At 64.6% G+C, this 12,473-nt stretch carries 13 protein-coding genes; 6 read left to right on the top strand and 7 right to left on the bottom strand.

Going from position 1 to position 12,473, the window contains the following annotated elements; genetic code table 11:
* Positions 1 to 53 precede the first annotated feature (53 nt).
* Both L1080_RS37170 and L1080_RS37165 read left to right on the top strand, forming a co-directional pair.
* Positions 54 to 1,049, top strand: a complete 996-nt coding sequence (locus tag L1080_RS37170; protein ID WP_374436148.1) for a DUF3644 domain-containing protein — start codon at positions 54 to 56, stop codon at positions 1,047 to 1,049.
* 685 nt (positions 1,050 to 1,734) lie between these two features.
* On the top strand, positions 1,735 to 2,574 hold the full coding sequence (locus L1080_RS37165) for a hypothetical protein (RefSeq protein WP_250777320.1): 840 nt from the start codon (positions 1,735 to 1,737) through the stop codon (positions 2,572 to 2,574).
* Here L1080_RS37165 and L1080_RS37160 read toward each other — a convergent pair.
* Together L1080_RS37160 and L1080_RS37155 are read right to left on the bottom strand one after the other, a co-directional pair.
* Entirely contained in the window at positions 2,571 to 3,080 is a 510-nt protein-coding gene (locus L1080_RS37160) for a DUF488 domain-containing protein (protein WP_250777311.1), read from the bottom strand. The two genes, L1080_RS37165 and L1080_RS37160, sit on opposite strands and share 4 nt — an antisense overlap.
* Positions 3,081 to 3,404: 324 nt before the next feature.
* Positions 3,405 to 3,575: a hypothetical protein gene (locus L1080_RS37155; protein WP_250777303.1), complete on the bottom strand. Its 171-nt coding sequence runs from the start codon at positions 3,573 to 3,575 to the stop codon at positions 3,405 to 3,407.
* 117 nt (positions 3,576 to 3,692) lie between these two features.
* On the opposite strand from L1080_RS37155, the gene L1080_RS37150 reads away from it, so the two are divergent.
* Complete coding sequence (locus L1080_RS37150; RefSeq protein ID WP_250777302.1) at positions 3,693 to 4,805, top strand: hypothetical protein; 1,113 nt, start codon at positions 3,693 to 3,695, stop codon at positions 4,803 to 4,805.
* A gap of 74 nt (positions 4,806 to 4,879) precedes the next feature.
* Positions 4,880 to 5,170: a DUF4193 domain-containing protein gene (locus L1080_RS37145; protein ID WP_250777301.1), complete on the top strand. Its 291-nt coding sequence runs from the start codon at positions 4,880 to 4,882 to the stop codon at positions 5,168 to 5,170.
* 460 nt (positions 5,171 to 5,630) lie between these two features.
* On the opposite strand, the gene L1080_RS37140 is transcribed toward L1080_RS37145, so the two are convergent.
* From L1080_RS37140 to L1080_RS37125, 4 genes are all read right to left on the bottom strand, one after another.
* Complete coding sequence (locus L1080_RS37140) at positions 5,631 to 6,104, bottom strand: hypothetical protein (protein ID WP_250777300.1); 474 nt, start codon at positions 6,102 to 6,104, stop codon at positions 5,631 to 5,633.
* Positions 6,105 to 6,451: 347 nt separating this feature from the next.
* Positions 6,452 to 7,372, bottom strand: a complete 921-nt coding sequence (locus tag L1080_RS37135) for a nucleotidyl transferase AbiEii/AbiGii toxin family protein (protein ID WP_250777299.1) — start codon at positions 7,370 to 7,372, stop codon at positions 6,452 to 6,454.
* A complete protein-coding gene (locus tag L1080_RS37130; RefSeq protein ID WP_284709002.1) occupies positions 7,373 to 8,587 on the bottom strand; it encodes a type IV toxin-antitoxin system AbiEi family antitoxin domain-containing protein in 1,215 nt (404 codons plus the stop codon). It lies immediately after the preceding gene.
* 93 nt (positions 8,588 to 8,680) lie between these two features.
* A complete protein-coding gene (locus L1080_RS37125) occupies positions 8,681 to 9,184 on the bottom strand; it encodes a hypothetical protein (RefSeq protein WP_250777298.1) in 504 nt (167 codons plus the stop codon).
* Between the two features lie 423 nt (positions 9,185 to 9,607).
* Here L1080_RS37125 and L1080_RS37120 point away from each other — a divergent pair, with 423 nt between their 5' ends.
* Both L1080_RS37120 and L1080_RS37115 read left to right on the top strand, forming a co-directional pair.
* Entirely contained in the window at positions 9,608 to 11,272 is a 1,665-nt protein-coding gene (locus tag L1080_RS37120; protein WP_250777297.1) for an MFS transporter, read from the top strand.
* A 6-nt stretch (positions 11,273 to 11,278) separates the two neighbouring features.
* Positions 11,279 to 11,479, top strand: a complete 201-nt coding sequence (locus L1080_RS37115) for a tautomerase family protein (RefSeq protein WP_250777296.1) — start codon at positions 11,279 to 11,281, stop codon at positions 11,477 to 11,479.
* 171 nt (positions 11,480 to 11,650) lie between these two features.
* Here the strand turns inward: L1080_RS37115 and L1080_RS37110 are convergent, their stop codons facing one another.
* A complete protein-coding gene (locus L1080_RS37110) occupies positions 11,651 to 12,439 on the bottom strand; it encodes an SDR family NAD(P)-dependent oxidoreductase (protein ID WP_250777295.1) in 789 nt (262 codons plus the stop codon).
* Positions 12,440 to 12,473 lie beyond the last annotated feature (34 nt).

The following is a 12,473-nucleotide window of genomic DNA, read 5'->3' as shown; positions in this document are numbered from 1 at the left end:
GACAGACCGGTCGCGACGCTGATCGACTGGCCCATTAGGAAGAAGGGAACCCCGTGGGGGCACCATATGTGTCGATCAGACGTCTGGTCGACAATTCACTCGCTGCGATGCTCTCGGCCGTCGAGGTCTACAACAAACCTCAGATGACATACCGGGACGAGATCACCGTCATGCTCGTCGTCAACGCGTGGGAACTTGCGCTGAAGGCGACACTTCGCAAATCGCATCGGTCGATCTTCTACCAGAAGAAGCGTGGTGAGCGATACCGGTCTATTACGCTCGACGACGCACTTGGCCGAGTTTCCGCCCAGAACCTCTGGCCAACGGGGATCGACGGGCCTGCTATCTCGGCGAACATCAAAGCGCTCTCCGAGTATCGCGACCGTGCGATTCACCTCTACAACGCAAAGGGGCTCGGTGCCGTGATCTATCCCTTTTTGCAGCAGAACGTTCTCAACTATCGCGATTTCATGGTGGCGAGATTCAACAAAGACCTCGCGGACTCGATGACCTGGCAGCTCCTCCCCCTTGGCGCAACTGCTCCCGCCGACGCTGTGCATTTCATGCGCGTCGACACGAGCGCGACAGTAGTGAGCGAGGTTCAAGAATTCATCGATGAACTACGCGGCTACATGGACGAGGCAGAGGCAGCGGGCAGCGACCTCGCTCGCGTCGCGACCGTGTACGACATCCATCTGCAGTCAGTGAAAAAATTAGAAAGCGCGGATCTCTTGGTGGCTGTGTCCCCGACAGCAGATGGTCAGGTCGTCTTGAAGAAGACTGATCCTAACCAAACCCATCCGTACAGCATGAAGGAGCTGCTTTTAAAGGTGAACGCACGCCGCACAGGTCGATCGCTGAACCAATACGATTACCAGGCGGTGTGCTGGAAGGAGGATCTCCGGAGCAACACGAAGTACGCCTGGAAGCACAGCAACGGTGCCGCCCACGTCTGGTCAGGCGGCGCCGTGAGTTATCTGGCATCGCTACCTGACACGTACTTCGACCAGGTTCGTGGCGAGTACAGCGCCCACATGCGAAACCGGTAGCCAGCGAAAGGGCTGAATGCAACTGATATCGATGTACTTGTCGGCCAAGGCGAGGCCTACCACGTTGCTAACACACCTCAGGCGAGTTCGAGGTGTCATGGCCTTTAGGCCGGTAAGGCGTTGCAGTGTGGCCAGAGTCCCTGGGTGCCATGCCGCTTCGGATCGTTGTCAGCGACGTTGTGCAAGGCGGTTTTCGACAGGCTCAGTAGGCGTGGCGCCTGAGCGTCGTCATTGTTGCAGTCACTCGGCCTGCGGATTTCATTCCGAGCGTCGCGCCCGTCGACCGTCCATAACTGAAGAAATAGGTGCCCAAGCCGAGTTCGATCATTTTCGTGATACTCAGAGATACATTCAGCCGATCGATACCAATTGGGGAGCAGGTCTGGTGTGATGCGCGAGTGAAGCGGACCCTTTTCGCACCGTCGGCACCATCTCTCGCGTGTATCTACGTCGGCACTGGTAAGGCCACACAATTCGCAAGCGACAAGCACGATCTCCGGTTGCGTCGACCGGAACTTCCCTGGACCGCAGGTGCTCCGAGGACTCCAGCGCGGATGACCCCCCGCCCGGAGCACGCGAGCGGAGCTCAACGCAGGCGAGGATTCCTCACTGAGGGAACTGAAGGCGGTGACGCCGAGGCGCCTCGGACAACCGTAGACTCGGTGATGTCCAGGGGCTGGGGAGCATGACGACAAAGCCAGGGTTCGAAGCCGCCGAGGTACTGATCACGGTCAAGACATACCCCAGCCCGTCGGCGAAGTACGAGGAAACCGTCTGCGTTGCGGGTGTACGCCTGGATCAGGGCAACCCTCAGTGGATCCGCCTCTATCCCGTTCGCTTCCGGAACATGGGCGAGGAGTACCAGTTCGGAAAGTACGAGCGAGTCCTCCTAGACGTTCGGAAGCACGGATCAGCGGACCCCCGAGTAGAGTCATTTCGCCCCAATCAAGAGTCGATCCAATCGCTGGGGCGTATAGCGGCGAAAGGGGTGTGGCCGCATCGGCGCAATTTGCTGCAAAATCTCGTTGGTGAAACGACAACGTGCGAGCTCATAGCAGCCAACAAGGCGGTCAAGATGAGTGAACCATCACCATCGTTGGGCCTAATCCAACCAGAAATCCTCGAGGTTATCGTCGAGCCCGGAAAGCCCTGGACTCGCGAGCAGATGGCGAAAATCGACCAAGCGAGCCAACCGAAGCTGTTCGGCGAGACGCTCCGTCCCCTGGAACCGATGCCGTACACGGTGCGGTATCACTACCGCTGCGCAACCAAGGGCTGTCCAACACACTCCCAAAAGGTGATCGACTGGGAGCTCGGTCAGGCAGGGCGAAAATGGCGCAGGGAAAGTGGTGACCTCGCCGCACTAGAGCAGATCCGCGAGAAGTGGGAGTCGATGATGTGCGATCCCTCGGTCGACCTGCACTTCTACATCGGCAACCAGCACCAGCGGCGACACACCTTTTCGATTCTTGGCACGTGGTACCCCAAGGCGGAGAAGAGGTCCGAGAATCTCGTTCTCTTCTAAATGTGGACTACTGACACGCCGGGGACTGTCTTCTCCAAGTACTCGACCACTAGTTCGCGGTGGCACGTCGCATGGTCCCGTTCGAAGCACAACAACGCTAAGACACCACCGTCCATGAGTTCAACAAGGTGGGCGAGCGCATTCGTCGCTTCCTCGGTGCCTAGCACCTCCCGGAAGCGGTCGCGGCTCTCTGATACGCCGGCGCGGAAGCTGTCACGGTTGTCCTTCGGATTACCCAACGCACGATGATGGACGTACTCGATCCCCGCGGCCCTGAGCGTCTCGGCCAGACGTGTTTTCGACAAGCCGGGCTTACGAGAAAGTGGCGTCAAGCGAACATCGACGAGCACTTGGACGTTCTCGAGCTTGAGCCGACTGACGAGTTCGTCGATGCTGCGACCCTCATAACCGATGCTCACCAGCGAAGCACTTACTGCCCGCGCATTCGCCAATCCCTCCGCCATCTCTGGCTTCGGCGCCTTCTTGGCCATAGTCCATTCGCCCATCGTTTCGAATATTCGTTCGATCTTAGTATTCGTGTAGCACACGCTACCGACGAGATTAGGCGACACCTAATACATCACTCGCACTCCCTGCCGCCATCCAGCACCGGCACCGTCGGCTCTCATCCGGTATGGCTCACCGCACCGAACAAGCTTGCTCGACGGATACCGCACACACCGCAGGAGTAGGGACCGAGTGCACGCGGTGGGGGTCCCTTCCGGGAGCCCCGCTGACGGCGTTCATACCAACGCCGGCGACTCCGCCGCGGTGGCCACCGATCCGGTGATCAACACCGTGACGACTACCTCGGGTTCCGCTGGATGGAATCAGTTCGGATCCCACGGCGGTCGTTCGAGGCTGTTGAGTTCATCGAGAACCTGGTCGACCGCGGTGGTCGGGACACGGAAGCCTTCGCCCTCCGAAGCCCGGAGACGGTCGCGTGCGTAGGCGAGCATGGCGAGTTCCCGCTCGAGATCTGCTGCGGTTCGGTCGCTCACGGTCTCATCCTGCACACGTCGACCGCGTCCATCCCCCGGCCGAGTTTGCCGGGCACGCCAGCGGGGATGCCGCCGAGAGGGGCGACCCCGTAGTCGGATCACGCGAGAGGCATGTCGATGAACGCTGTCACCACCGGCATCGTCGCCAGTGCGGCGGGCACCACGACGCTCAATGCCGTCACCTACCTGGACATGGCGATCCGGGGCCGCCCCGCGAGCACCGTCCCGGAGGAGACGGTCGAGTCCGCGTCGGGCGTCGCGATACCGGGACGCGGTGACGCGCTCGCGGCCCGGCGGTCGGCGTTCGGGGCGCTCGGCGGGATCGCCGTCGGTGTCGGACTCGGCGTGGCCGCCTCCCTTACCCGCCGGGCCGGCGCCCACCTGACCCCGACCGCGGGAACGGTCGGGATCGGTCTCGCCGCGATGGCGGCCACCGACATCCCGATCGCCCTGCGCGGCATCAGCGATCCGCGGCAGCCGGCCGCCCAGGACTGGCGCAGCGACCTCGTGCCGCACCTGGCTGGCCTACGGCGCCACCGTCACCACCGCGCTACGGCAACAAGACTCGGCAGCAGGGCGGCACAGAAGGGACCCGGCGGCGGAACGGTCGAGCACCACCCGGTCGGCAGTGATCGGGTGGCCAGCGGCCTGCGCAGTTCCACCGGCATCGCGGCGGCACTCCTCTCGAGCCGACCGGGCACCACACACCGAACCCGGCTCCTCGACGCGACCGTGCTCGTCGGCGGCGAACTCATCGCCGACAAGAACCCGAACCTTCGCTCGCGCCTCGCCCCGCCCGCGCTCGCCGGACGAGTCGCCGCACGTGGTGCGGGAGCGGCGGCACTGGCCCACCGCGACCGGGCCGACACCGCGTCGGCCCTGATCATCGCAACCACCGGCGCACTCGCCGGCTCCTACGGCGGCGCATGGTGGCGGCAGTGGGCCGCCCGGCGGGTGCCGGACTGGCAAGCCGCGCTCGCAGAGGACATCGTCGCTCACAATGACCGCGGCCGCACTCCGACATCCCATCGAGTCCTCGCCGGTCAGTACGTCGCACTGACGCCGAACTATCACACACGTGCGACGCGACCGACTGGACCGCCGAGAACGGTGCACCACCCGAGGCACCGAAGCGACCTTGACGTGGCCGCCATCGTGCTGGTCGCCCGTGGTACCAGTACTGCTACTGATGCCATTCGTCCGGTGTACACCAACCACAGAACCGCGTGACCCCGGGCGGCGGTCGCGCCACCGGACCCTCTAGCCTGGCGGGTCCGAACACGCAGAGCATGAGGTAAACAGCCATGGCCACCGACTACGACGCACCCAGAGTCACCGACTCCGACGAGACGGATACGTCTCTCGAACAGCTGACCGCCAGCAGGAAAGACACCCAGTCCCCCGTCGTGGACGTCGAGGACACCGACACCGCCGAATCCTTCGAGCTGCCCGGCGCCGACCTGTCCGGCGAAGAATTCACCGTCCGCGTCATCCCGAAACAGGCCGACGAATTCACCTGCACCAGTTGCTTCCTGGTCCACCACCGCAGTCGCCTCGCCGATGGCGAGCAGCGGATCTGCAGGGACTGCGCCTGAGAACACCGATACTTCCGAGGGACGCATCTACCGACCCCTCGACACATGGTGCGCCCCTCCCGAAGTGACCAACCTACGCCTGCGTGGGAGCGTCGACAGTACACTCAACGGTCAACAATTCGGGGGTGTCGATATTTGTGCAACGGCATGGATCACAGTCCCTGGACTTCCCGGCGCCGACTCACGAAAATCAGTGATGCGCTGCTCGTCACTGATGTGCAGATTGTCCGTGTAGCGCACCCGCCAGCTGATTTCCATCGTTGGCGGGGGCTGCGCTTGGCTACGCCACAGGGACAACCAACATCGCCGCGACCCCTCCCGAACGTCCCTCGGTGCGTTGCCGCCGACCGTGCACCGCAACCGAAACCGGGTGGGCCAGTTCGGTCACCGCCGATCGATCATGAACTGGTCCGGATCCGATCTATTCCTGGACGCAACCGATCGGCGTTCGATGTTCGGCTCAGAGGTTCAGGTGACCGGCGAGACGGCTGATCGGATGCGGTTCGAAAGTCAGGTTCGCCGGCGCAGCCGGACCGGTGACACACACCCCGGCGCTTGCCCGTACATGAGCGGCCCCGTCCAACCGCACGGTGGCGCCATCCGTCGCGGCGATGATGCTCTCACCGAATGCCTGGACGTGACACTGGCAGTGCGCGAAGACAATAGCGCTGTCCTCGGCGCGGATCCTGGAATGATCGGTTCCCACGATCTGACTCTTCCCGCGGGCATCGACGGTACTGGCATCGAAGGCCTCGACGTGGGCGTACTCGTAGGCGGTCACTCGCGCCTCGTTCGACACCTGAAGAAAGCAGCGGCCGGCGGCCGCGACGGCGCCGCCCGTGATGCCGGCGCACGATTGTCCGATCAGCTTGACCGCGACTCCGCCCGGGATGCGCCCGAGGTCGAACCAGAGGTCAGGATGGGCATCGATCACGATCGCCTCCGCCCCCGACCGCAGGCGCCGGCGGTATTCTTGGGGAGTCCGAACGACCGGTGCGCCGCGTCTTTTCCTCGACCGGCGGGGACCGCGTGTGTGCTGAGTCTGCGTGAGTTTCTTTGCTGGGGCACTCATGTACCAATTTTGCCCCTGCTGCCGGCACCGGCGTGGACGCGAGCATCGGCGCGTCCATCACAATCTGCCATCGCTACCGGTTCCACAATTGCGCCGCGGACGGCACTGGATCTGTCGGTCGCTCGTGACATCAGATGGAGCGGCGACTGTCCTGCCTCGAGAAGGTCTGCGCCTGGCTCATTTTTCGTTCGAGGGAAGGTAGGGAAGGTTCAGTGGTCTACCCATTGCTGGCCCATGTGATCCCACGTGGCGGCCCGGCTCGTTGACGGTATTCCGGCGAGGATGCTGTTGTAGCAGGCTGCGGCTGCGGTCAGCGCAGTGTCCAGCTCGTGCAGGGAATCAGGCAACGGACTGTCCTTGGCCTGCGCAGACCAGTTGTCGTGCCAATCAGGGCCCGGCGCTCTCAATTCGGAGGGAAGCTCCATCGCGTTTCGTAGCAGGCGCTGGTTCTCGAGCGCGTCCACGGCCTGGCCCAGAGGTACCGGCAGGTTCTCGCTGATGAGGAGGAGGTCGACGAGATCGCGGTATCGGCTGGAGGTATCACCAGGGGGCGGCTGGCCGGTGCGCAGGTGGTATTCGTACATGGCGCAGAGTTTGTCGGCGATCTGGTCGGCGATCGGGTAGACGCGTACCCGGACGGATTGTGCGGTGTCCCCCAGGTCGATCACTTGCGGGATCGGGTGGATCTCGATCGGCCCGATCAGTCCTCGGTGGGTGACGATGTCGATGGGAAAGGTGTCGAACGCCGTTGTCCCGAGTCGTACCTGCACGCTGATTCGCGCACCCTTGTCATCAGAGAGGTTCTCTTTGCGTGAGATCGTGTACGCGAATGCGTCGACCTCATGCCGGAGGATCTCTCGGAGTTTGTCGATGGCGTCCTCGATGTGGGTGAACTCGGTGGACATGAGGTCGACGTCCTTGCTGTAGCGGGCCTGTGGGAGGCGCACCATCATCCCGGTGCCGCCCTTGAGTACCCACCCGTCGGGGTCGGCGTCGAACACTCTGGTCAGGAAGCGTGTCATGACGTACTTGCGCCGGAGTTGTTGCAGCGGTTGCCCGCTGATCGCGGATTGATTCTTCAGCCGTTGTTGGATCGAGGCGCGGAGCTGGCCGGGGGATGGCGTGGGCATCTAGGGATTCTCACCTGAGTCGGGATCGGTCTGCGGGAAGGTGGCGGTGTCGTCGTCCGCCGCGTTCGGGGTCGCGTCGTCGGTGCCGGTAGTCGGCTCCGGTTCGCCGGGCCGGCGTGCGGTGATGTTCGCGGTGGCTTGCCGGGCGGCGGGTTCGATCTCGGTCGCCACCGAGTCCCGGGTCGCCTCGGTATCCGGTATCGGCAGGTTCTGCCGGATCGACGGGCGGGCGACCTCCATCGCGGATGTGCCGGGGGAGGCCGCGGCGACGGCGTGGATCTGTTCGCTGAGCGGTGCCAGTTGTGCGACCGCGAGTCCTTTCAGGGCGTCCGCGACGAGTGCGTCGTTGGTCAGTTTCAGCAGCTTGCCGAACTGGCCGGTGGAGGCGGCGATCGCGAAGGGCAGCACCCGGTCATCGCGGTAGAGATCCGAGATGAGGCGGGCAGCGCTTGTCGACTCGAGGTGGTCGGCCAGGCCAAGCCCCGGCCGGTGGACGGCGGCAAGGCGATCGGTGAGGGCGCCTTCTTTGCTTCTCCGGTAGGCGTCGGCGAGTCCGAGGGTGTTCTCGGAGATCCCAGCCTGGGCGATCAGGGCGTCGAGGAAGGCGCCGCCGTCGCCGAGGACATGGCCGTAGTCGAAGGCGAACGAGGCGAGCGTCTTCGCGACTTCCGAAATGGAGACGAGTTCGCGGGCGAGGGCGTCGCGGACGATGCCGGCGAGGTGTCCGCCGTCGATTCCCCCGGCGGCGAGGTCGGCGATCGTTCGGCGGGCCGTGGTGACCGGGAGTCCGTCGACGACGGTCCAGTCGTCGATATCGACCGTCCCGGTGTGGATGCGCACGTCGGGCAGGCTCAGCCGGACCCGACGCGAACAGATCAGCTCGGCGACGTCAGCGTCGAGGTCGCCGAGCTCATGCAGTTGCGCGGCGCTGCGGTGGGAGACGACGCCCCCGGGGAAAGGCTGGGACAGACGCTCCCACGCGGGGGTGTTCAGGTCGAGCGCGACCCACGCCACACGCAGGTCCTGGCGGGGGTCGAACGGGAGTCGGGTCATGCGGTAGATCCCGTGATGCACACGCTCGAGGGCGCCGCGGTCCGCGAGCCGTTTCATCTGCACGGCGGTGACACCCAGCGCCCGGGCCTGCGCCGAGGTGATCAGTCCCCATTGCTCGGCACCGAACTCCGCCACCGCAACGGCAGCATCACCCATCTTCATGGCACAATAATATCACCGAATGTGCAATTTTCTTGCCCAACGCCGGTGCGGCCGGGGCACTGCGCACGTCCCGAGGGGTTGCCCCGCCGGGTTCTACTCCGGGATGTGATCCGCACAACTACTCACCCAGTAACATTTTCCCTGGCCCGTAGGGATAAGGCCGGAACTCAAGGCCGCGTGGATGGTCCGTCGCCATGCAGCACGCTCGTCGGCGGTGGGTGCTGCTATCTCGATGGGACTGTCCGGGACGAGTTTGTCCATAAGGTGTTGTGGCGACACCATGATGCGCCCGGTTGACGATCGCGAAGGCGTCGCTTTGTCCGGCGCACCAGCAGGAGTTCGTTGCTCCCGGGAGCGTCGCTTCGGTGCGCGGAAGTGGCCGTCAGGATAGAGATCGTGGTCCAGGTAGTAACGGCCGGCCGGTTCGATGGTGGCATTCCAGCCGTTCCTCTTCGACACCGTGACAAGGCGACGGTTCTGCAGGGCCAGAGCAGTTGTCTTGTAGCTATAGTCGGGCCAGCGGTGTTCAGGGCAGCCGTCGCCGATCCAGCGAAGGACTTCGAGTTGCCGGTTCGTCAAAGCTGAGGATAACGCCATGTCCTTAGAAGTATTACGCGATCTGGAAGCTCGGCTTCCGCACGGCTGCGGGCCAGGATGCCGTAGCCGAGGCGGGTGACGATCTCAGCCGGGCGGTTTCGAACCGGTCCATCGCGTCGTGATCGTCCAGAATCCAGGCGGCGGATTCTCGCTCATCCCGCCCACCGCGACCCCACTTGATGTCCCGTCGCGAGAGCGAGAGCGGCTGATTGGATGCGTGATAGAAGATCACCCCGGCACCATCAGCGGATGCTACTTTGCATGTCAGCCTACGATCTTGCCCTCGACTGGGTCGAGTCGATGACGAATTCAATCCGCCCCCTTCCCACCCGATGGAAACGGACAGGGTCACGAACGCCCACCACCGTCTTAGCGTCGAGTCCTCGCAGATTGTGATCGCTGCAACAGACCTAAGGGGACCAGATGAACAGACAGGAACGGAAGGTCGTTGGCGCGTCAGCCATCGGCACGGCGTTCGAGTGGTACGACTTCTTCCTGTATGGGGCGTTGGTCCCCGTAATCGGGAGCAAGTTCTTCGGCGAATACAGCGAGTCCGCTCAGACGGTGTTCGCGTTGCTGACGTTCGCTGCGGGATTCATCGTGAGGCCGCTCGGTGCGGTGGTGTTTGCGCGGTTGACGGACCAGGTAGGCCGGAAGGTGGTCTTCCTGATCACATTGATCCTGATGGGTGTGTCGACGGTGGCGGTGGGTCTGCTGCCGACGTCGGAGCAGATCGGCATTTTGGCACCGATCCTGTTGGTGACGTGCCGCATCCTGCAGGGCTTGGCTGTCAGCGGTGAGTTCGGCGCCGCTGTCACGTATGTGTCGGAGTACGCGCCGCCACGCGCTCGCGGCTACTTCGTGGGGTGGCTGACGGGCACCACCGCGCTGGCGTTCAGTCTGTCGGTGGCGGTACAGCTCGTCGTCGAGGGCATCGTGGGTACGGGAAGCTACAACGAGTGGGGCTGGCGGATCCCGTTCCTTATCGCCGTGGTGCCGTTGGCGTTGTCTGTGTGGATTCGCGCGAGCCTGCACGAGAGCCCGCTGTTCCAGCAGATGAAGGCGAACAACGGAACCGCGAAAGCCCCTCTGCGGGAGGCCTTCTCAAGTAGGGCCCGGGTCCGGATGATCGTCATCGTGTTCATCATGGCGTCTGCGCAGGCGTTCATCGGCTACGTGTCGACGGTGTACATGTTGACGGTGATGAAGACGAACCTCGGCATCGACTCGTTCACCGTCAACGCGATGTACCTGGTGGTGATGCTCGCCGGGTTCTTCCTGTGCATCGGCGCGTGTCGGCTGTCGGATCGGGTGGGGCGTCGGCCCGTCATCTTCGCGGGCCTCGGCCTGGCGGCGGTCCTGATGTTCCCGCTGGTGGACTCGATCAACAGCACCGCCAACCCGGAGTTGGCGCGCGCCCAGGACCAGACGTCGGTGACGTTGGCCGCGGACCCGTCGACATGCTCGTTCCAGTTCAACCCCGCCGGGACGGCGGCGTTCACGTCCGACTGCGACGTAGCCCGCGAGGCGCTGCAGAGCAATTCGGTGCTGTTCGACCGCGTGGATACCGCGGGCGGTCCCACCACCGTTACCGTCGGCGACACCACCGTCACCGCCTCCCCCACGTTCGAGGACGATCTCCTCGGAGTGCTGACGGCGGCAGGATACCCGATCGACGGGTCTACGCAGGCGATTCTCATCGAGGGCGTCGGCGACCTGTTCGACGCGCGGATCCTCGCCGTCATGGGGCTGCTGCTGTTCCTGGTGCTATTCGCGCAGATGGCGCAGGGCCCCGCGTCCGTCACGATGGTCGAGGTGTTCCCCACCCGCATCCGCGCCACCGCGCTGTCGCTGCCGTACCAGCTGGGCGTCTGCTTCTTCGGCGGTCTCCTGCCCGCGACGATGGTCGCGATCGGTGCCGAGGTGGGCAGCTTCACCACTGCCCTTTGGTATCCGGTGATCGCGATGGGACTCGGCGTGCTCGTCCTGTACTTCACGCTTCCCGAGACCCACGGCGTGGACCTGGCGGCGGTGACGATCAAGGGCGACACCGCGCCCGTTCCCGAACCGACGTTGCAGGAGAGATAACCCGCGATGCCCATCATCGACGTGTCGCTGCTCGAGGGCCGCGACCCAGACACCATCCGTCGGCTGCAGGCCGCCCTCCACGACGCCACCGTGCAGGCGCTCGGCGTCCCCGCGGACACAGTTAAGGTCATCGTCCGGCCGGTTCCGCCGCACCTGTGGTGTTCCGGCGGTGAGACCGTCACCGAACGCAGGCAGCGCGGAACGTAGGCAGTGCGGCACCTCCAGCTGACGCCATGAGAGGGTGGACGCCCGATCGGATCACCGGTCGGGCGTCCACCCATGCCCGGGCACGCTGCGCCCTTTCCTGCACAGAAGGCGGGCCGCCGCGACACTGGTGGAAGGTGTCGCGGCGGCCGCCCAAATGGCTACGCCCGAACGTCAGTCCCGGAACCGGGTGGTGCTCCATCCCCCGCACACCGGCACCGTCACGCCGGTGATGAACGCGGCGTCGTCGGAGGTCAAGAACGCGACGACGTTCGCGATGTCGGCAGGCACCCCCACCCGTGGCAGCGGACGCGACCGGGTCACCGCGTCGTCGAACACGCCCGCATCGATCTTCGCCTGCGTCGCCGGGGTCGCCACCAGTCCCGGTGCGACGGCGTTGACCCGGATGTTCCGGCGCCCGAGGTCGGCGGCCAGCTGGCGGGTCACGCTCGTCACTGCGCCCTTCGCCGCGGAGTATGGCGCCGACCCCCGCACCCCCACCAACGCGAAGGTGGAGGATGTGTTGACGATTGCGCCGCCGTCCTCCCCGAAGTGCGGCACCACGGCCCGGCTTAGCCGGAACGCCGTGCCCAGGTTGACGCGGAGGTAGAAGTCCAGGTCGAAGTCGGAGGTGTCCTCGAGAGGACCGTCTCCCGCCTTGCCCGCGATGTTCGCGAGTGCGTCGGGTCGGCCGAACCGCTCGAGGCAGCTCTGCACGACACGGTCCGGTGCGTCCTCCGCGGTGAGGTCAACGGTGACCGTCTGCAGGCGGTCGCGCTCGGCGATCTGCTCGGCGAGGTCCGCCAACCCGTCGGCGTGCAGGTCGACGGCCAGCACTCGGGCGCCGCGGCGAACGAATAGGTCCGCGGTGGCGCGGCCGATCCCGGACGCAGCGCCCGTCACGATCGCGGTGCGGCCGGCCAGCTGCCCGGGGAGGGAAAGGGATTCAGCGCGTGAATTCACGATGCTCCGATCTGTCGGTGAGGGATATCCAACA

This window comes from Rhodococcus sp. MSC1_016 (genome assembly GCF_023667485.2).
GTDB lineage: Bacteria > Actinomycetota > Actinomycetes > Mycobacteriales > Mycobacteriaceae > Rhodococcus_F > Rhodococcus_F oxybenzonivorans.
The sequence above is the reverse complement of the archived record's forward strand: the minus strand, read 5'-3'. Positions and strand labels throughout refer to the sequence as shown.

What these genes read in the sequence shown, in the direction of transcription:
- L1080_RS37135 (WP_250777299.1), bottom strand. Translation starts at nt 7,372, where the DNA reads ATGCCCACGCCATCCCCCGGCCAGCTCCGCGCCTCGATCCAACAACGG.
- L1080_RS37145 (WP_250777301.1), top strand. Translation starts at nt 4,880, where the DNA reads ATGGCCACCGACTACGACGCACCCAGAGTCACCGACTCCGACGAGACG.
- L1080_RS37130 (WP_284709002.1), bottom strand. Translation starts at nt 8,587, where the DNA reads ATGAAGATGGGTGATGCTGCCGTTGCGGTGGCGGAGTTCGGTGCCGAG.
- L1080_RS37125 (WP_250777298.1), bottom strand. Translation starts at nt 9,184, where the DNA reads ATGGCGTTATCCTCAGCTTTGACGAACCGGCAACTCGAAGTCCTTCGC.
- L1080_RS37160 (WP_250777311.1), bottom strand. Translation starts at nt 3,080, where the DNA reads ATGGGCGAATGGACTATGGCCAAGAAGGCGCCGAAGCCAGAGATGGCG.
- L1080_RS37165 (WP_250777320.1), top strand. Translation starts at nt 1,735, where the DNA reads ATGACGACAAAGCCAGGGTTCGAAGCCGCCGAGGTACTGATCACGGTC.
- L1080_RS37120 (WP_250777297.1), top strand. Translation starts at nt 9,608, where the DNA reads ATGAACAGACAGGAACGGAAGGTCGTTGGCGCGTCAGCCATCGGCACG.
- L1080_RS37115 (WP_250777296.1), top strand. Translation starts at nt 11,279, where the DNA reads ATGCCCATCATCGACGTGTCGCTGCTCGAGGGCCGCGACCCAGACACC.
- L1080_RS37150 (WP_250777302.1), top strand. Translation starts at nt 3,693, where the DNA reads ATGAACGCTGTCACCACCGGCATCGTCGCCAGTGCGGCGGGCACCACG.